The organism is Paenibacillus nuruki, assembly GCF_001721045.1.
GTDB classification, from domain to species: domain Bacteria; phylum Bacillota; class Bacilli; order Paenibacillales; family Paenibacillaceae; genus Saccharibacillus; species Saccharibacillus nuruki.
On record NZ_MDER01000034.1, the window covers coordinates 1 to 18,677 of the forward strand.

The window sequence follows — 18,677 nt, forward strand, 5'->3', positions numbered from 1 at the left end:
GTAGAAGGAGAAGTAGAAGTAGAAGAATAAGAAGAGATAGAAGTAGAAGTAGAAGTAGAAGTAGAAGTAGAAGTAGAAGTAGAAGTAGAAGTAGAAGTAGAAGTAGAAGTAGAAGTAGAAGTAAAAATAGGCATGAGATCCTTTCTGTGATAGAAAGTGTCTCATGCCTATTGATTTAAAACCGAATTATTTGTTAGGCGTATAATCAGGGTTAGTCAACATTTGACCAACAATATAGACTAGATCATCGTCACCAACTTGATCATCTTCCGTTTGATCTGCATCATGCAATGTTTTATCCGTGTCTGCTGCATTTTGACCGAAGTAGAATGCATCAATAGATAGATCTAGAAGCGTATAAGAACCAGATCTATTCACGTCCAAAAAAGCTGGCTTTTCAATTAAAATCGTATCTTCTAAAGCGTTAGCAGGAGCGATATCATATTCGTTATCCGTATCTGCGATACGACCAGATAGTGAATCAACTTTACCTGTTCCGACAGCAATAGCTTTAAATTTCAATTTCAAAAATACAGTATCTGCGGAAATACCATAGTTTTTACCTTGGCTAGCTACGATAAAGCGAAGCGTTCCTTTTTTATCGTTTGTTTCATTGTATACTTTGTAACCAGGAACTTCAGTAGCGCCCAAGTATTCCATTAATGTAGCATCATAGTTCACAACAAAATCTTCTGCATAAATATTTGTTGCTTTTTTCAAAGATAAATCAGCAATAAAATCTTCGCCAACTTTAACTTTTTCTTTGTTGATCGTAACATCAAGTGTTGCTTGCTCATTAGGCTTCATCGCTGCGATTGGTGTAGCTGTTACTTCATTAGACACAGCACCTTCAGTAGTACCGTTTACGCCTGTTACTACATAGAAGTAAGGAGTGCCGTTAACAGCAGTTGTATCTGTGTAATACGTATTACCTGTTACATTAGTCGCAACATTAGCATAAGGACCACCTGTCGTTGTAGCACGTTTTACATTATAGCTAGTTGCATTCGTTGCAGTTGACCAAGTGAGATCAATTTTAGCGTCGCCAGCAGTTGCTTTCAGAGTAGATTCACCAACAACGATAGCGTTACTTTGATCATAAGCTAAGTAACCAGCTGGAATTATATTTGCATATTTGAAAGGAGTAGCTCCAAAATTGGCAGTCAAAGTACGACTTCCACTACTACTTCCATTTATTATTTCAGGATATAGAGGTGTACCTAAATCAGAATCTGTGTAATTATAAATGTTCTCAACAACTTTAATGCCATTTTTGTACCATATGATTGTATGATTATCTATATCTAGTGCTATAGATAGAGTATCAGTTTTAGCCAAACCTTTGCCATAAACGGTATCACTAGTTGGAGAAGAACCGTAGTTTTTATATAAGTTCCCGTTTACTCCATAATAAGCAATACTTTTTTTTAAGCCAGCAGTAGATATTCCTATCATGCCATAAGATGAAGTTTTAGATTGATCCTCATTAGTTACTTCTACTTCCCAATACCATTTACCTGTTGTTTTACCTTCTGTCGCTAATACACCACTTCTAAATCCAGTTTCTCCTGAAAAAGTTTTAACTAAAGAACCATTTGACCATGTTACTGGTGATGTAGCTGCTTGTGTTGCTGTTGGCAAAGCTGTAAGTACGGATACGGCTACAAACAAAACTGATAAAAATAAACTTAATTGACTAAAAATTCTCTTTTTCATAACTTCCCCCTGAAATGTTTTTATTACCAAAAAGAATCATATAGGAACAAAGAACCTATTGTCAAAACACTTATTACTAAATATGGGATTATGTACTTTTAATGTTTTATTTTATTATTGATAATATGTATAAAGAAGGTCAAATATAAGCTGATATATCTAGTATTGTCGAATATTTAGTGAAACTTTTGTCTTAGTATTTATTTTAAATAAACAAAAAAAGTGAACCTGAATATCTTCAGAGTTCACTTTCACTTGAATTATAGTAACTAATTGAAAGAATACAATCTAAAATAGAAATGATTAAACAGAAGGGATTGTCATACCCATTGCTTTATAGATCGCATGAGCTACGCCATCTTCTTCATTATTTTTGGTGACTTCATCCGCATAGGATTGTACTTCTAAATCAGCATTACCCATCGCTACACCTTTACCTGCTATTTGCAGCATGGAGACATCATTGTAGTTATCTCCAATCGCCATCGTATCCTCAATAGGAATATTAAAGTGTTCCGCAAGACGTTGTAGAGCGAATCCTTTAGAAGCTTGTTTGTGCTCCATTTCAAAATTATGACTACCTGAGATGACCATTGTCATATCATCACGATTAGAAAATTTGTCTCGTCCTACTTGTAACTTTTCTGGATCTAAAGACAATGCCATCACATTATACAAATCAGCTTGATCCGGAATTTCAGTATAGGATGAAATACGTAAAAATCCTGTATTTTCATGATGGAACTGCATAGCTTCTAGCATTTTAAGTAAGCTAGGGTCAGGATCAGTACTTAGCAGACGATCGACTTCCATAGCTAATAGTTGATGGCTGTTATTTACGGTATAAATGCCACGGTTACTGTGCACCTGATAGTAATACTCATTAACTTCTAACCATTGTAAAACTTCATTAGCAGCCTGACGCTCTAAAGGTAAAGTGAATAGTTGTTGGTCTTGCTCATCATGAATGACAGATCCGTTTGAAGAAATAACAGGAGTCTCAAGACCTGAAGATTGTAGGATCTCGCGTACATTTCCATGTTCACGTCCTGTAGCAATAGTGACTAGAATTCCTTCTTGTTGTGCTGTACGTACAGCTTGAATATTCGTCTCACTGATGTGAGTATGTGCGCTTAATAAGGTTCCGTCTAGATCAATAGCAATTAATTTGACAGTCATAGACTCATCTCCTTCAAAATAGGTTGATTGGCGATATGAACTTCAATTTCATGTTGTTTTAGTAATTCAGCCATCTCAGGAGTAGGGGCACGATCTGTAATAATAAGATCAATTTCAGATAAATCGGCAAATTTATAAAATAGTTCTCTACCGAATTTGGATTGATCAGCTAAAATAATAACGATATCTGCTTGTTGCATCATTTTGTGCTTAATCATGCCTTCTTCATCAGAGACCGAAGTAAGCCCTTTGGCAGAAATACCTCCGATCCCGATAAAAGCACGTTGAACAAAATAATGAGAAAGCCGTTCAATCGCTGCTGAACCATATACATAACGATGCTGAGTATGTAGTTGTCCACCTAGCAAATGAATCGTAATATCTTCTTTGTCTGATAAAATATCAGCTTGATTAATAGAGTTCGTAATGATCGTACAACCTTTAGCATCTAAAAATTCTGCACAAGCTTGCACAGTTGTCGAAGAATCAAGAATGACACGATCACGATCATTTATTAGTGAAGCAGCAACTTTACCAATACTTTTCTTTTCCAAAGAAACAGTATTCAGTCTATCTTGATAACTAGGAATAACCATTTCAGAAGAAGGCAGTAGAGCTCCACCTCGTGTACGAATAATTGAATTTTGCTCTTCCATCCGTACCAGATCACGTCTCGCTGTATCTCTGGATACATCAAATAACTGGCAAATATCTTCAATATTAATACGTTGATGATTTTTGAGATACGCTAAAATGTGAAGCATTCGCTCTTCTTGATACATAAACATACTCCTTTTAAATAAGTATATATAAGTAATTATAAGTATTTTTAAGTGAATTAACAAGAGCATTTGTGTAAATAGTAAGTAAAATAATTTTCATTTGAAATGCTTGCTATCTATATCGATTCTTGTTATACTCATTTCTGTTGTTAAAGAGCATGGCCCGTTGGTCAAGTGGTTAAGACACCTCCCTTTCACGGAGGTAACAGGGGTTCGAGTCCCCTACGGGTCACCATTTATGTTTGTATTTGTGAGCCATTAGCTCAGTTGGTAGAGCACCTGACTTTTAATCAGGGTGTCGAAGGTTCGAGCCCTTCATGGCTCATCCTTTTATAAATAATCCTCAGTTATATTCATTGAGCGGTCGTGGTGGAATGGCAGACACGCTACCTTGAGGGGGTAGTGGGTGTATACCCGTGGAGGTTCGAGTCCTCTCGACCGCATTATAAAGTAAAAAAAGTCCTAGCTGTTATAGCCGGGACTTTTTTTATAATGTTATTAATATAGGATAGAATAGAAAGCTTATTTTTGGTAGAATATAAATGAGTGATTAGCTCATATTCGCCATATCCAGACTAAAGTTCTAAATACATAAATTGGCTGCAAATGATTATTAACCTGTTGTATATTGCAAGAGCTGTAGTATAACTATGTACGCATATCAGTGATTACAACAATCATGAATATCAAGCAGATCGGCGACTTGTTTACGGTATCGTGTGGCTTTGCGTGTACCGTTAATGAGATTGGATAAGCGGGAAGGAGGAATCCCGTGACGTGTGCAAAATGTTTTCTGATCCATCTGTAATTCTGCCAGACGTTGCTTGATTGCCCAACCGAATGGGGTAACGGGCTGCTTGCGATTCAATAGATATCACCCCTTAACTAAACATCAAAATGTGTATTGTCAGGTGATGAATAAAGACTCCAAAATTCATTATTCAAAAACCTGTGATATAATTATTTAGGGAAAGTAGTAAAAAATGTCGATAAAGTAAGTATATACTTTTTTAAGTTGTTAATCAACAAAAATAACTTAATTGAGTACCTAAAGATAATATGGTCGGGAGTGGAGGTCCAATATGCAATCTATCTATGATCGAATTGAAATATTGATTAAGAATAAAGGCATTACCAAGAAATCATTTTGTGAACAGTTAAAAATCAGTACAGGTAATTTTGGTGATTGGAAAAGAGGCAAATCTACACCCGGTACACATAAGCTTATTGAGATTGCTGCTTACTTTAATACAAGTCTGGATTGGTTGCTTACAGGGCAAGAACGTCTTCCTGAATTAATTAAAGAGCAGACTGATCCTTATTTTTTTGAACTAATGGGGCAACTGAATTGCCAAGATGAAGTATTATCAGAGAATGAAAAAGGCTTCATCAAAGAATATATTGAATTTACAGTGTATCGCAAAAATAAAAAGCAAGATCAATAAGATGATATATTCAAAAGTCCGCCTATCACAGGTGGGCTTTTTATATTTTAGTAGCAGATGGAGACCGTACAAATTATATTTAAGGTCATGGTTATGCAATAAGATTACTGATTTTGGAAGTGGGTTTACAAGTGAGGGTTAGAATAGTATAATATGGAGGTTCGCTGCAAGAATGTACTTTTTGCGCGGTCGTGGTGGAATGGCAGACACGCTACCTTGAGGGGGTAGTGGGTGTATACCCGTGGAGGTTCGAGTCCTCTCGACCGCATTATAAGCTTGATTAGACAGTTCTATACATATTCCTCAACAAAAAAGCCTTTTAAATGATCAGAGATCGCATGTATCTCTAACGTTTAGAAGGCTTTTTTATGGATTTATTTATGAATTTGTAGTTGGTGTTGAAGCATCATTTTTTAGTAATTCACGAATATCAGCTTCTATTTTATCTGGAGTCGTCTGAGGTGAATATCGTTTTACAGGTTTGCCATTACTATCGATTAGAAACTTAGTGAAGTTCCATTTGATCGCTTTGGAACCTAAAATACCCGGAGCTTCTTTGCTTAAATATTGAAAAAGTGGATGAGCAGAAGAACCTTTGACTTCTAATTTCTCAAACATAGGAAAAGTTACACCATAATTCAATTGACAAAATTCAGAAATTTCTTCGTTGGAACCAGGATCTTGCTGACCAAATTGATTACTTGGAAAGCCTAAAATTTCGAAATCATGATCTTTAAACTCATCATATAGATTTTGAAGTCCAGCAAATTGAGGCGTAAATCCACATTTACTTGCCGTATTCACAATCAACATCGGTTTGCCTTTATAATTCTCTAACGACACTTTCTCTCCACGAATATTATCAACAGCATAATCGTATATACTCATAATGATATTCCACCACCTTTTTGTTTGGTAACCTATTATAACATGATACAATTTAATTTCAAAAAATGGAGTTTATTATGGTCAAAAGTTTCATTTGTCTAGAAATGCTTTACAAATATAGTGTTGATCTAAAATAGCCTATCACAAGGAGCTGAAACGAAATGGCAGTATATACAGCAAAAGTAACAGTCCATGGTGGACGTCAAGGTAAAGTGGAATCAACTACAGGTGGACTCGATGTAGATTTGGTTATGCCTAAAGAATTAGGTGGCGGCGGAGGTACAGGTACAAATCCTGAAGAATTATTTGCAGCAGGATATGGCGCTTGTTATCAAAGCGCATTAGCCAATGTAGCACGTCAAGCTAAAGTAGATGTAAAAGATACAACGATTGTGAATAACGTAATGCTTGATAAAGATACAGATGGTGGATTCAAATTGTCAGTACGTATGGATATTAATATTCCAGGATTGTCTAAAGAAGAAGCGACAGATATTGCTAAAAAAGCACATGAATTCTGTCCGTATTCCAAAGCGATTCGCGGTAATATTGATGTACAATTGAATATTGTCTAATTGCTAATGTATTATTTATTTTAAATAGAGCAAAAGTGTCAAAGAACCTGAACAATTTCAGGTTCTTTTTTTATTCTATACTTCCAAATCCTCATGAAAGTCATGATTATCTTTAAAGGAAGAGATTAAAAATGATAGAGAAGGGTAAGTGTAGATAACAGAGTATTTTAAAATCTATTTATTAATATAAAATGACCAAATCAATGGCTATCATTGCTTTTTCGACTCATCAGTTGCTCCCCCGCAATCAAAATGAGTTGACAGGCAAAGCAAAATTCTTTAAGATGACATAGGTGAATTTCTATTGTTTTATACCGAAATTTAAAGGATAATGGGTGATCATTAGTGGCATATAGACCGAATATTACGGAATTACAAAAAGCTGGTATCAATGAAAAAGATGGTTTGTACGAATTTGTTTTGACACTTGCTGACGGAACACAATGCCGTGTGTTTTACAATCGTTTTCCAGAGTGGAAAATGACAAACATCAATCGTTTGTTAACGACGCCTTGCCCAGTATGCCGTAAAGATTTTATTTGTAAATGTATGGATGCATTTGCAGGCGACATCAATCAACAGATTCAAGATCGTCAATTGATTGATAAAGCACTTTCTTAATATTTAATGGTTATAATTAAATGAAAGACGCGGGGGTATTGCACCCTTGCGTCTTTTTTCTATATTTTGTGATTAATCTAAAGGAGGAACAATACAATGGAAAATACAAATGTAGCTACAACAAGTCAAGCACCAGTATCCAAACCAGGTGATCCTACAGATAAAACACAAGCAGAAGTCGATCAATTGATTCATGGTGACCATTCTATTGTTCTTGTCGATGGAGTCTGCCATTTTTGTCAGGGTTTAACTAAAATTATTATTGCTCGTGATCCCAAAGGCAAATTCCATTTTGCTTCGATTCAATCGGAGGTTGGACAAGAACTGCTCAAACGTGGAGGTATTTCAACAGATACAATGGATACCTTTGTACTGATAGAAAATGGTAGATATTATACTCGTTCTACAGGGGCTTTGCGTATTGCTCGCCAATTGCGCTTTCCATGGCCTATTATGTTTGCTCTGATTCTTGTACCGAAGCCATTACGTGATGCAGTATATAATTATGTCGCTCAAAATCGTTATCGTTGGTTTGGTAAAGCTGATCAGTGTATGTTACCTAGTCCAGAGATTCGTGGACGCTTTATAGATTAATTATAGATATTGCAAAAAGCACCTCTCCATAAAGGATGAAGGTGCTTTTTTGTGATCTTTTGGATATGAAAGCCAAAACGAGTTATTTTAATACCATTTTGGCAAGCATATCTTGATCGACAGAATAGATCGTATGATTCACATAATCATTTGGTGCGCTTAATGCTTTATTTTTGAATACATGAATAGTAGAAAGATTGGTTGGATACAAGATGTAAGTACGATCATCTAAATTAACAGCTAAGTTACCATCGCTTGTTTTTTGTACCCATATATAATCGACAGAAGGTTCACCTTCTAATTCACGGGAAGTGAGTACTTTGCTAGAAGTCGTATTATATAATTTCATTATTTGATTATCATAGACGACATAACCTGTACCTGTTGATTGTGTAATCGAACTCGCCGGGATATTGCGTCCCCACATTAATTTGCCTTTTGCATTGAAAGCAAATATTTTGTTTTTAGTACGATCAATATTGGTACGAATCAGAACAGTGCTGTCTTTAAGTACAAACATCGAGTCACTGCCATCTCCATAAATATTGATGTTTGCAGGGAACTGGTAAGAATATAATTTGGTTAACGCTAGACCATATACATCCACTTTAGGATTTGGAACAGCTTCCCAGCCATTTTCATTTTTAAGTAAATTACTTGCCGTTACAATAATACGATCGCCTTCTGCTTTCAGTACAGAACCTTGAATATCTTTGGTATTTAGCAATTTCCCCATTGTATCGTAACGACTGATGGTTGATTTCACTACACCTTTACTATTCACTGTACCTTGAGAAGCGACAAGTAGAGAGCTATCTTTCAGCATCGTTATACTGCTTGCACCTGTTAATGTTTTGACCCAGTTGAGTTTACCTGCTGAATTGATCGAATGAAGCTTATAAGTACCATCCGAATAAGCAGCATAGACATAGACTGTTCCATAACTAGAATAAATCATATCTGTGTTCAATGTGTAAGGGCCAGCAGCGTCATGTAGAGTGTATTGCCATTTCATTTTACCGGTTTTGATATCAAAAGCTTTGACGGTATCCAGATACCAGTTGTTTTTAGTCTGACCGGTTGTATTAGGGATATCTTGTTGCGTATGTACATACACCAGATTTTTGGATGGAAGCGCGTGTACATCAGTTGCACGAGTCGCAATAGCGTTCTCCATTTTATCGGTGAATAGGGAAGTTGACGTCCAAGAAGGGTTAGTTAATGGCGTAACGGTATCCGCTGCATACATAAATGAAGGTGAAGCCATACAGATTGCTCCTGTCAGAAGCAAAACTGCCCATGGCTTAGTATTCATAGGGCGTTTAAACATAAATTTTTCCACCTCTCCTGATTGGCATAGACTGAGTTGATTACTCTGTATCCATTTAACCTTATCTTAATTAAATGCAACATATGTAACTATAATGTAATATCTCTATGTTAAACACTTGTATTCAACAAATGACCTCTATATGCAGTTTGTAGTTATTTAGACTCCTTTATAGGTATATATACAGTGAGGAAATATACAATTGCTAACTAAAAGTGAGACTATATATTCATATTATCTGATATTTTTTTGCTTTTTTTAGTAAAATAGTATTGCAGACCTATAAAATGTATGATATTCTATCGTTAATTGGATAACACATGCAACGGAAGCACCGTTTAAGCATCGCACAATTTACTTTGTGTGGTATTTAAACGGTGCTTTTTTTGTTGCATTTTTTGAGGGGGAAAGTCTATGGCTCCAGTACACATTGTTCTGGGCGTTGAAGATAGCCAGTATATTGAACTATTACTGCGCTATGTAAGAGAGAGTGAATATGGATCTAAAGTGAGAATCAGAGCTTTTTCGAATATAGCTACATTTCGCACCTATATGAATATTGGGGAACATTCAGGGTTGGTAGCGGCAGAAGAATCTTTTCTCAAAAGTTGGTTAGATAGTGAAAATATTCAGCAATATCGTTGGGTATGTCTCAATGAATATGGAGAAACCACTCTTGAAGGTCCTTCAATAGCGAAATATCAACCTTTACAGAGTTTACTCGAACAATTATGTGCGATGACCAAACCTACAAGTACAGATGTAGTACGCCGTGATAACCGTACAATCGTCACAATGGTGCACTCTGCTGTTCCGGGAAGTGGTAAGTCGATTACGGCTATCAATATGGTAAAACAATTAAGTATGAGCGGACATCATGTATTTTATCTGAATCTAGAATCAGCGAGTAGCACATGGTTACTACATTGGGATCAGCAACGTGAGCAAAGTAATGGATTGTCTCGCTTACTATACGATCTACAAGCATTTGCAGAGAAAAAAGAAATACCGACTCATCTTCCTTCTTCCTATGCAATACATGCTGAAGAAATGAAAGCTGACACCTTTGAACCACCTGAAAATTTAAATGAATTATTGCGCATGACAGCTGAAGAAACGCAAATGTTAATTCGTTATCTTGTGAATAGTGGTGAATACGATCATATCGTAATCGATGGAGAATCAAGCTGGCATGAACGGATACAGGTAGCATTGCAAGAAAGTGATCGTGTGTTATGGCTAATGACCGACGATCTACCTTGTATGAACAAAACAGCTATCTGGATGTCTTATTGGGAAAATCATTATGCAAGCTTATATCAGGAATTGCGAGCCAAAACATCGTTTGTTATGAACAAATTCAACGGCAGTATTGTGAATGTTTTACCACTGGAAGATATGCAGTTAGAAGGTACACTGGCTTATGTTCCTTCATGGAAACAAGTGACAAACAGCGAATTGCTATGGTGTTCTCCTATTTTTCAGCGAGATATCTTGAAGCTATGTCAGTCTGGTACATATGATATTTATAGTACGGACGGGGTGAAAATGTGAACGAAGACTTATTTTTAACATTACGGGATGAAGTGCGCTCCGGTCTAGATGTAACATTCACAATCGACGATGATGAGCTGATGCAGCGTATAGAACAAAAAGTATTAGATCAACAACGTTATCCTAATTTAACTGCTGGCGAGAAACGTCGCTTAGTACGCCAAGTATTTGATTCTTTTCGGGGATTAGATATTTTGCAACCTCTTGTAGATGATAAAAGTGTGACCGAGATTATGATCAATAGTCATACAGACATTTTTATTGAACGTAATGGGCAAGTGATGCGCAATGCTACAGTCTTTGAATCCAGAGATCGATTAGAGGATATTATTCAGACGATCGTGTCGGGTGTCAATCGGGTCGTCAATGAATCGTCACCAATAGTCGATGCAAGGCTCAAAGATGGATCACGTGTCAATATTGTATTACCACCTGTAGCGCTTAAAGGTCCTACAATGACTATTCGTAAATTTCCAGAGCAACCGATGACCATGAATGATCTGGTTCGTATGGGTGCAATTGCTCCAATTGCGTCTAACTTACTACAGACGCTTGTTCAAAGTAAATTTAACATTTTTATTAGTGGAGGTACCGGATCAGGAAAAACGACTTTTCTTAATGCATTATCTCAGTACATTCCTGAAGACGAGCGTGTAATCACTATCGAAGATTCAGCAGAACTACAGATCAAAACGATTCCAAATTTAGTGTCTATGGAAACTCGTAATTCCAATACAGAAGGCAAAGGTGAAATTTCGATCCGTGATCTGATCCGTTCTTCTCTACGGATGCGTCCCAATCGGATTGTAGTCGGTGAGGTGCGAGGCTCAGAAGCGCTAGATATGCTACAAGCGATGAATACAGGTCATGATGGCTCTTTGTCTACAGGTCATGCTAACAGCGCTGTAGATATGATCAGTCGTCTAGAAACGATGGTACTTAGCGGAGCAGACTTACCGATGCAGGTTGTACGTAAGCAGATTAGTTCGGCGATTGATATCTTTGTCCATCTAGCTCGCTTGCGTGATCGTTCACGTCGTATTGTAGAAATCTCAGAAGTACGAGGTATGGTTGATGGCGAAGTGGTGTTGAATCCATTGTTTGTATTTGAAGAGTCGGGTGAAAAAGAAGGGCGCATTATAGGTGATCTTGTACCTACAGGCAATCTGTTAATTCACACGGATAAATTACGAGCAGCTGGAATCGAAGAATGGCGTAAGTTAGCTTCGATGTATACGCCTACTGCTGAACATAGCAGAGTATAACCAGCTATATGTAGAAATTGTTCAAGATACCTAAAGAAAGGAGAACCATATGTTCAAAGCTAATCATGCAGGAAAAAGCCAAACAGTTACACCTGTAGCACAAGTTAATCCTGCTGCACCTCATCCATCTTCATCATCGCTTCCACCACTTGCACGTTCTGAACAGCCACGTGCAGAGTTAGCTGATTATACTGTGTATCACTTATCTGCCTTACAACGAATAAGTTGTATTGTGCTCTGCGCTATTTTGTTTATCATGATCGGTTATCTGTTTTACCATCAATGGATTATTGCTAGTGTACTGGCGATAGGCGCATGGTTTATGCCGAAATTATTACGTAAACATTTACTAGAACGTAAGCGAGCGGCTTTAAGCTCACATTTCAAACAAGCGCTATATTCATTGTCATCTTCTCTAGCCGTCGGACGTTCAGTTGAAAATGGGTTTCGCGAAGCAGCACAAGATTTGCGTATGTTATATCCAGATGGGGATAACGACATGATTCGAGAGCTCAATATTATTACTACGCGATTAGAGTATGGACAGCCGATCGAAGAAGCATTACAAGATTTTAGCGATCGAGCTATGAATGAAGATATTACGAATTTTGCAGATGTATTTGTCACTTGTAAACGTACCGGTGGTGATCTGGTAGAAGTAGTACGCAAAACGTCTGCAACAATCGGTGAAAAGTTAGATATTCAGCAAGAAATATCAGTGATGATTTCGCAGAAAAAATTCGAATCTAATGCGCTGGTAGCGACTCCATTTTTCTTTTTGATCTTTTTGAATGTGACCGCAGCAGATTTTATGAAACCATTGTATGGTAATCCGATTGGGATTGTAATTTCTACCATTTGCTTGGCAGCTTTAGGATTTTGCTATTGGCTAATTCGCAAATTTATGAATATCAAAGTCTAAATAAGGATCACGATAAGCTGGAAGGGAGGTGAATAAACTGCTTTTGATATGGTTAGAAGGGTTATTGGCAGCAGCATTAGTGATTGGATGGGTCGTACTGAATCAAAGTGCCAGTACGTTACATAAAGAACTTGCCAAGCTACCATTTGAAGTGATTAAGCTAAGACCTCTTTTACCAGCTATGTTAGTATTGCTCGAAAAAATTCGTTTTGTATCACGATTTTCAGGGGTATTTTACCGGATTCAAAGCTCGATCCAAAAAGGATTTGGTGTACATCGTAGTGGTGAAATGACACTGCTGTATATTGCAGAAATGGCAGGGTATATCTGGTTACTATTGACAGGTGGATTGGTAATGGCGGCGATCTCTGGTGGTAGTATGACATGGTTAGTCATGGGGATCGCTTTGGCAATATTGCTTCCTGTTGGACTGTTCCGCGATCTACAAAAGAAAGTACATGAGCGTGAACAAGATATTTTGCTAGAACTACCTGAATTTCTGAATAAAATCGTACTTCTTGTAGGTGCTGGCGAAACTGTTCAAAAAGCGATTGTACGTTGTGTGCAGCGTAAACAAGGTGAAGCAGAAAATCATCCATTGTACAAAGAACTCTTTCGAATGGTACGTGAAATGGAAAATGGGTATTCGTTTCAGCAAGGATTAGAGTCGTTCAGTAAACGTTGTGGAGTACAAGAAGTTTCGGTATTTACAACAACGGTAATGCTTAACTTCCGTCGTGGCGGTGGAGAATTTGGACTTGCTTTACGTGATCTTTCACGGACATTGTGGGATAAACGCAAAGCAGTCAGTCGTGTAAGAGGAGAACAAGCTTCTTCTAAAATGGTATTTCCGATGGTGTTAATTTTTGTAGTAGTTATGGTTCTTGTCGGTACGCCAGCATTTATGATGATGAATATGTAGGAGGAAAATATAATGACAAATTTAATTAAAGGTTCATGGGGCGCAGTTCAAAACTTCTGGAGTAATGAGGAAGGTATTGGAACATTGGAAATGATTTTGATTGTAGCTGTAATTGTAACATTAGCTCTATTATTTAAGACTTCAATCACAAAAATTGTAGAGAATACTATTAAATATATGGAAACTAAAAGCGCAGAATTTACTAAATAATATGAATATCAAACATTTTTGGAAAAATACTAAAGGGAGCTTCACACTTGAAGCTTCCATCGTTTTTCCTATCATTCTGTTCACCACGTTGCTGATTCTGTTTATGTGTATGTACCAATATCAAAATACGATGCTTAAACAGGCTGCATCCAAAACTTCAGAACGTGCGGCGTACACTTGGGACAACAGTCACAAAGATATCAATACAGGTGCTTTTCCGCAAGGGCAAGATGATGGTCTGTACTGGCGAATCGCTGATGATAATATGATCAGTGGATTATTTGGATGGGCAGGTGCGGCAAATACAGCGAATGTTGCTATTCCAGGTGGAAGTGGTGGGTCATTACCCGCCAACAAATTAGCCGCTGCTGCTTCATGGATACCTGGAAAAATGAGTGGTAATACAACCTATAACAACCATTTGATGATGAGAAATGTGAATACAACGTTGAGTGAACCTATTTCTTTGGGCGCATTAGAACGTGAATTAGGTCATCCATTGAGAAGTGAAGTGAGTGCAAGTTCAGTTGTTGTTGAACCTGTAGAATTTATCCGTACGATCGAATTGATGCGTTATTATGGAGCGAAATTTACAGGGAAATATGGTGCGGCTATGAATATGGGACGTGCTGGAACCGTACTGCAATGGTTTTCTACAGCAGCAGGTAGTTAAAGCAGGAGTGTGAATGATTTTGAGAAAAGCACGTAAACTACAATTAAGATACCAAGTAACCTATTGGAAAAAAGCATTACTACGTAAGGTAGCAGATACACAAGGTGTGGTTTCTATTTTTATGATCGTTGTACTGGCAGGTGTTTTTTTATTTACAGCTGTTTTTATCGATTACTCACGCATTGCAGCGATGGAAGTACAATCCGAGCGTCTTGCTCATGCGGCTGTTCGTTCAACTATGTCTGCTTTTGATACTGATTTACAACAACAATATGGATTATTTGCTACGGGCGAATCTGATCCTACGCAACTGTTAGATACAGCGTTAAATGAGAATTTTAATTATACCGAGAATACAGATAGCTTTAAATTAATTCCAATGAGAGCAGATACAACATCTGTTCAACTAAGCCGTCCTTTAGGAAGTTACGATGTGTTTAACCATCAGATTCAAGAAGAAATGAAATATAAAGCACCTATAGATTTTACGATAGAAATTGTAGATAAATTTAAAGGAATGTCTGGTGTACTTAAAGAAGCCAGCCAAACAGTAAATGTTTTGGAAGATGTACGTGAACCGTACGATAAGCGTGAACAAGAAATAGATAAATTAATAGCGTTACAGAAAAAAACAGCCGCAGAAGTTGAAGAATTAACTGCTAAAATTATGCATCCTGTGAAAAGTTCGATTGCTAACAAAAATGTAGGTTCGATTTCGTCTGTAGCTGATATTGTAGCTCAGTTTAATAATTACACAGCGTTGATTGCAGAAGATAAGAAACGTAAGAAAAAAGATAAAAGTCCGATCAACACAGCCAAAATTTCTGCGTATAAAAGTAAGTCCAAAACGTTTTTATCTAATTTATCGAGAGATTACAAAGATCTAATTATTACTCATGACAATATGTATAAAGAAGCTAACGAAATTATGGTTGAAATTAAAAAATATAATCAAGAAATTGCTCGTATTATCGAAGAAGCCAAAACTCGTACACAAAATGAAGCATATGAACGAGTAAGAAATACGAATATCCCTGGCGGATCGAATGCTGGAGATGCAGAATCAGAAGCGAAATTAGCAGAACTTCGCAAAAATCTAGAACAACTTGTATTATCGGATGACCTTTTAGGCAAAATGGAAAGTTCAATCAAAACACAAAAAGATGATTACACGACAGCACAGTATGCTATTGGTAACTTAATTACAGAAGCTACAGCTCAACTTACTAAAACAACGGGCGATGCCAATTCTTTAAAAAGCAGTACCATTCGTACCGCTAAGCTTTTACAAAAATATATAGATAACTATACAGGTAAAGCTCCTAACGGAATTATGGGTGTAATCGAACATGATCTCAAAGCAGCCAGATCAGGAACAGAAACTAAAGCAGCTTCAGAAGCAAAAGCCAAAGAAGAACTAAAAAAAGCTAAAAAAATGTTAGCTCAAATCGTAGGTGCAGCCGCAGCCGCCCGATTACTAGCTAAAGAGTTCGATGAAGTAGATGGATATTATAAAGAAAGTATAGCTTTTAACGGTGCAGATGGTGGAGCGATTTCGGATTCCAAAATGGATAAAGACCCTTACAAAGAAAGCAAAAAAGCGATGGGTGCGATGGACGTTGTATTTGGTGGACTTTCTGATGCACTGATTACAGGTAGAAATGAATTTTTTCAAAATGAATATGCGATCCAATATTTCAATACGTTCGATATCATTCAGCTTCAAGGATTAGGTGATTCTTTAGCAGAAGGTTCTATAAAAGATGCAATCGAACAAGCTGGAGTACGTAATCAGCAGATTGAATATATTATCTACGGTATCAATGATCCTTCTGCCAATATTGCCGCAGCCTATAGCGAAATTTTTGGGATGAGACTTGCCATTCGTACTGCTGAAGGACTTGTCAAAAATGCAAATCTAGGACATCCACTAGCTGTTCTTGCAGCAGGGGTAGCTTACGGTGTAGAGATGGCAATCAAAGATATGATCGAACTACTTAATACTGGCAAAACCAAATTATCTGCTTATTTCCCTATCGAATTCGAGTATCGAGATTATATGCGCTTATTTTTGTTACAACCTAACAATGAGAAAAAGATGTCTCGTATGTTGGCATTGATCCGCTTTTTGACAGATATCAATCCAGCAGAACGAAATACGTATGCTTCAGCTCATATACGAACAGCAATGCCTATTTGGTTTTTACCAGGTGTTATCAAAATGGTAAATTCAACCAGTGTGAATAGTTCTATAGAACAGGGTGTGTATTATGCGGATAAACAAGCAGATTACTCCTATTAAACCAAGCAACACGATCCAGCCTATTGGTGTATTCAATACCACATCTCGCTTTGTAGCTACTTATTCTTCAGCGAATCTACACGATCCAGCTCATCATTCTTCATCAAATGCTTCTAATATCTATGAATTTAAAAACTATACTCCACGTCGACGTACAAAATGTAGATTTTTTAAAGATGGTGAGCGTGGAAGTATAGTTTTAGAAGCCGCTATGGTGTTACCGATCTTTTTGTTTATTTCTATTTTTTTGGTGTATTTAGTGCAGATGACATTAGTGTATACAGCTATGCAAAATGTAACTTCGGATACAGCAAGGTATGTAGCTACACATATGTATCCTGTTCAATTAGCAGCAGATAACCTTGTAGCCAAAGAGTTATTGCCTGCTGAATCGATGCGACTACCCAAATTAACATTTACAGAGCTGGCATCCAAATATCAAGATTCTGTACCCGCTCCACTCAATACGTGGATGATGGAAGCGGCAAGTAGTGGAGATATCAAATTACAAGATATGAAAAATCAATTATCTGCACCTGCACTTGATTCTATGATCAAACCATTAATGCAGAAGCTATCAGCAGAAAATAAATTAGATTATGAGCGCATTCATGTGACTCAAGTGACTGTACCTGATCTGACTGCCAAAACGCATCCGTATTTTGGAATCGAAATTCGGTATGAGCTACCGTTTAAAATTCCTTTAATTTTCAAACCGATAGTGTTGCAAGCAAGAGCGACAGAACGATTATGGATAGGAGACACTGGAGAGTTTGGTGAAGATGCGGCAGAAGCAGCGAAAGAAACGACAGGCGTATCAGTTGTCTCTGTGCCTTCACCTGCTTATCCAGAATCGAATATTTCGATTGTCGCTCAAGCTCCTCCAGGTACAACTGTTAGTCTCAATATTCAATACAAAAGTGGGAATAGTACTGCGCAAGGACTCGGTCAAGCGACAGTAGATGCAGAAGGTCATGTAAATTGGACATGGAAAATTCCTTCCAATGCTACGCCAGGTTGGGCAAATTATACGATCACTACAGCAGATGGCAAAGAAGTGAGAGGTGTATTTCAAGTCGCAGAGTACGATGGCCGACCTGTTATTGGTAGCGCAGCTTCATAAGCAATAGATAACATTTATTTGGATCATAAAAGGGGATACAGAATAGCAATGGAAACGATATTTATCGGCGGTGGAGTTTTTATATTATGGGCATTTTGGACAGATATTAAGGCACGCAAAATTCCTAATATACTGAATATTTTATTTATGATCAGTGGATTACTATATCATGCGGTGATATCTGGTTGGGATGGTCTTGCTTTTGCTGGTAAAGGGTTTCTATTGGGATTCGGTATTATGCTAATCCTTCATTGGATGAAGGCAGTAGGCGCAGGTGATGTGAAATTGTTTGGTGGGATTGGGATATGGTTCGGTATGGGAATGACTGCTCAGGTTATGATGTACTCTATTATTTTCGCAGGGGTTATTGGTCTGTTGATTATGTTATGGAGACGCGAAACGATAATGCGTATGCGTAGAGTATTTTGGAAGCTTATTGGTTCTGTTTTATGGAAGCAATCTATTCGATCGACCGAAACGGAACATCAACAATTTTTAACATTCCCTTTTATGACCGCAGTATTACCAGGAGTCGTGTTTTGTTATCTTTTTATAACTTAGGATGATAAGGGATTA

Annotated in this window: 19 protein-coding genes and 4 tRNA genes; 17 read left to right on the top strand and 6 right to left on the bottom strand. The window is 37.3% G+C overall.

Going from position 1 to position 18,677, the window contains the following annotated elements:
- Window positions 1-186: 186 nt before the first annotated feature.
- From PTI45_RS08540 to PTI45_RS08550, 3 genes are all read right to left on the bottom strand, one after another.
- Window positions 187-1,716 (bottom strand): cohesin domain-containing protein, encoded by a 1,530-nt coding sequence (locus tag PTI45_RS08540; protein ID WP_069327149.1) that lies wholly within the window; start codon window positions 1,714-1,716, stop codon window positions 187-189.
- Between the two features lie 303 nt (window positions 1,717-2,019).
- Window positions 2,020-2,895 carry a Cof-type HAD-IIB family hydrolase gene (locus PTI45_RS08545; protein ID WP_069327150.1) on the bottom strand — a complete coding sequence of 292 codons (876 nt, stop codon included), beginning with the start codon at window positions 2,893-2,895 and terminating at the stop codon, window positions 2,020-2,022.
- Window positions 2,892-3,677, bottom strand: a complete 786-nt coding sequence (locus PTI45_RS08550; protein WP_069327151.1) for a DeoR/GlpR family DNA-binding transcription regulator — start codon at window positions 3,675-3,677, stop codon at window positions 2,892-2,894. The genes PTI45_RS08545 and PTI45_RS08550 overlap by 4 nt, the downstream gene beginning before the upstream one ends.
- A gap of 160 nt (window positions 3,678-3,837) precedes the next feature.
- Between PTI45_RS08550 and PTI45_RS08555 the strand changes: the two genes are divergently transcribed.
- The 3 genes from PTI45_RS08555 to PTI45_RS08565 all read left to right on the top strand — a co-directional run bounded on the left by PTI45_RS08555 (window position 3,838) and on the right by PTI45_RS08565 (window position 4,120).
- Window positions 3,838-3,912 (top strand) — tRNA-Glu (locus PTI45_RS08555).
- A 17-nt stretch (window positions 3,913-3,929) separates the two neighbouring features.
- Window positions 3,930-4,002 (top strand) — tRNA-Lys (locus tag PTI45_RS08560).
- A 35-nt stretch (window positions 4,003-4,037) separates the two neighbouring features.
- Window positions 4,038-4,120, top strand: a tRNA-Leu gene (locus tag PTI45_RS08565).
- A 218-nt stretch (window positions 4,121-4,338) separates the two neighbouring features.
- On the opposite strand, the gene PTI45_RS08570 is transcribed toward PTI45_RS08565, so the two are convergent.
- Window positions 4,339-4,545 (bottom strand): helix-turn-helix domain-containing protein, encoded by a 207-nt coding sequence (locus tag PTI45_RS08570; protein ID WP_069327152.1) that lies wholly within the window; start codon window positions 4,543-4,545, stop codon window positions 4,339-4,341.
- Window positions 4,546-4,759: 214 nt separating this feature from the next.
- Between PTI45_RS08570 and PTI45_RS08575 the strand changes: the two genes are divergently transcribed.
- Both PTI45_RS08575 and PTI45_RS08580 read left to right on the top strand, forming a co-directional pair.
- Window positions 4,760-5,122, top strand: coding sequence for a helix-turn-helix domain-containing protein (locus tag PTI45_RS08575; RefSeq protein ID WP_069327153.1), 363 nt, complete (start codon window positions 4,760-4,762; stop codon window positions 5,120-5,122).
- Window positions 5,123-5,307: 185 nt separating this feature from the next.
- Window positions 5,308-5,390: transfer RNA gene (locus tag PTI45_RS08580), tRNA-Leu, on the top strand.
- Between the two features lie 110 nt (window positions 5,391-5,500).
- On the opposite strand, the gene PTI45_RS08585 is transcribed toward PTI45_RS08580, so the two are convergent.
- The gene (locus tag PTI45_RS08585; protein ID WP_069327154.1) at window positions 5,501-6,010 is read right to left on the bottom strand and encodes a glutathione peroxidase; all 510 of its coding nucleotides are present in this window, start codon (window positions 6,008-6,010) and stop codon (window positions 5,501-5,503) included.
- 161 nt (window positions 6,011-6,171) lie between these two features.
- Between PTI45_RS08585 and PTI45_RS08590 the strand changes: the two genes are divergently transcribed.
- The 3 genes from PTI45_RS08590 to PTI45_RS08600 all read left to right on the top strand — a co-directional run bounded on the left by PTI45_RS08590 (window position 6,172) and on the right by PTI45_RS08600 (window position 7,800).
- The gene (locus tag PTI45_RS08590; RefSeq protein WP_069327155.1) at window positions 6,172-6,585 is read left to right on the top strand and encodes an organic hydroperoxide resistance protein; all 414 of its coding nucleotides are present in this window, start codon (window positions 6,172-6,174) and stop codon (window positions 6,583-6,585) included.
- Window positions 6,586-6,930: 345 nt separating this feature from the next.
- On the top strand, window positions 6,931-7,206 hold the full coding sequence (locus PTI45_RS08595; RefSeq protein WP_069327156.1) for a hypothetical protein: 276 nt from the start codon (window positions 6,931-6,933) through the stop codon (window positions 7,204-7,206).
- Window positions 7,207-7,302: 96 nt separating this feature from the next.
- Entirely contained in the window at window positions 7,303-7,800 is a 498-nt protein-coding gene (locus PTI45_RS08600; protein ID WP_083243427.1) for a thiol-disulfide oxidoreductase DCC family protein, read from the top strand.
- Window positions 7,801-7,882: 82 nt separating this feature from the next.
- On the opposite strand, the gene PTI45_RS08605 is transcribed toward PTI45_RS08600, so the two are convergent.
- Window positions 7,883-9,130: an outer membrane protein assembly factor BamB family protein gene (locus PTI45_RS08605; protein WP_069327157.1), complete on the bottom strand. Its 1,248-nt coding sequence runs from the start codon at window positions 9,128-9,130 to the stop codon at window positions 7,883-7,885.
- Between the two features lie 414 nt (window positions 9,131-9,544).
- Here PTI45_RS08605 and PTI45_RS08610 point away from each other — a divergent pair, with 414 nt between their 5' ends.
- The 9 genes from PTI45_RS08610 to PTI45_RS08650 are packed head-to-tail and all read left to right on the top strand — an operon-like array spanning window position 9,545 to window position 18,662.
- Entirely contained in the window at window positions 9,545-10,684 is a 1,140-nt protein-coding gene (locus PTI45_RS08610; protein ID WP_069327158.1) for a P-loop NTPase family protein, read from the top strand.
- Entirely contained in the window at window positions 10,681-11,949 is a 1,269-nt protein-coding gene (locus PTI45_RS08615; protein ID WP_069327159.1) for a TadA family conjugal transfer-associated ATPase, read from the top strand. The genes PTI45_RS08610 and PTI45_RS08615 overlap by 4 nt, the downstream gene beginning before the upstream one ends.
- Before the next feature lie 49 nt (window positions 11,950-11,998).
- Complete coding sequence (locus PTI45_RS08620; RefSeq protein ID WP_069327160.1) at window positions 11,999-12,871, top strand: type II secretion system F family protein; 873 nt, start codon at window positions 11,999-12,001, stop codon at window positions 12,869-12,871.
- 37 nt (window positions 12,872-12,908) lie between these two features.
- Window positions 12,909-13,793 (top strand): type II secretion system F family protein, encoded by an 885-nt coding sequence (locus tag PTI45_RS08625; protein ID WP_069327282.1) that lies wholly within the window; start codon window positions 12,909-12,911, stop codon window positions 13,791-13,793.
- A 12-nt stretch (window positions 13,794-13,805) separates the two neighbouring features.
- Window positions 13,806-14,003, top strand: coding sequence for a Flp1 family type IVb pilin (locus PTI45_RS08630; RefSeq protein ID WP_083243428.1), 198 nt, complete (start codon window positions 13,806-13,808; stop codon window positions 14,001-14,003).
- A 1-nt stretch (window position 14,004) separates the two neighbouring features.
- Complete coding sequence (locus PTI45_RS08635; protein ID WP_069327162.1) at window positions 14,005-14,676, top strand: TadE/TadG family type IV pilus assembly protein; 672 nt, start codon at window positions 14,005-14,007, stop codon at window positions 14,674-14,676.
- Window positions 14,677-14,689: 13 nt separating this feature from the next.
- Entirely contained in the window at window positions 14,690-16,978 is a 2,289-nt protein-coding gene (locus tag PTI45_RS08640) for a hypothetical protein (protein ID WP_069327163.1), read from the top strand.
- Window positions 16,947-18,101, top strand: coding sequence for a TadE/TadG family type IV pilus assembly protein (locus tag PTI45_RS08645; protein WP_083243429.1), 1,155 nt, complete (start codon window positions 16,947-16,949; stop codon window positions 18,099-18,101). The genes PTI45_RS08640 and PTI45_RS08645 overlap by 32 nt, the downstream gene beginning before the upstream one ends.
- A 48-nt stretch (window positions 18,102-18,149) precedes the next feature.
- The gene (locus tag PTI45_RS08650; protein ID WP_069327164.1) at window positions 18,150-18,662 is read left to right on the top strand and encodes an A24 family peptidase; all 513 of its coding nucleotides are present in this window, start codon (window positions 18,150-18,152) and stop codon (window positions 18,660-18,662) included.
- The last annotated feature ends 15 nt before the right edge of the window (window positions 18,663-18,677 follow it).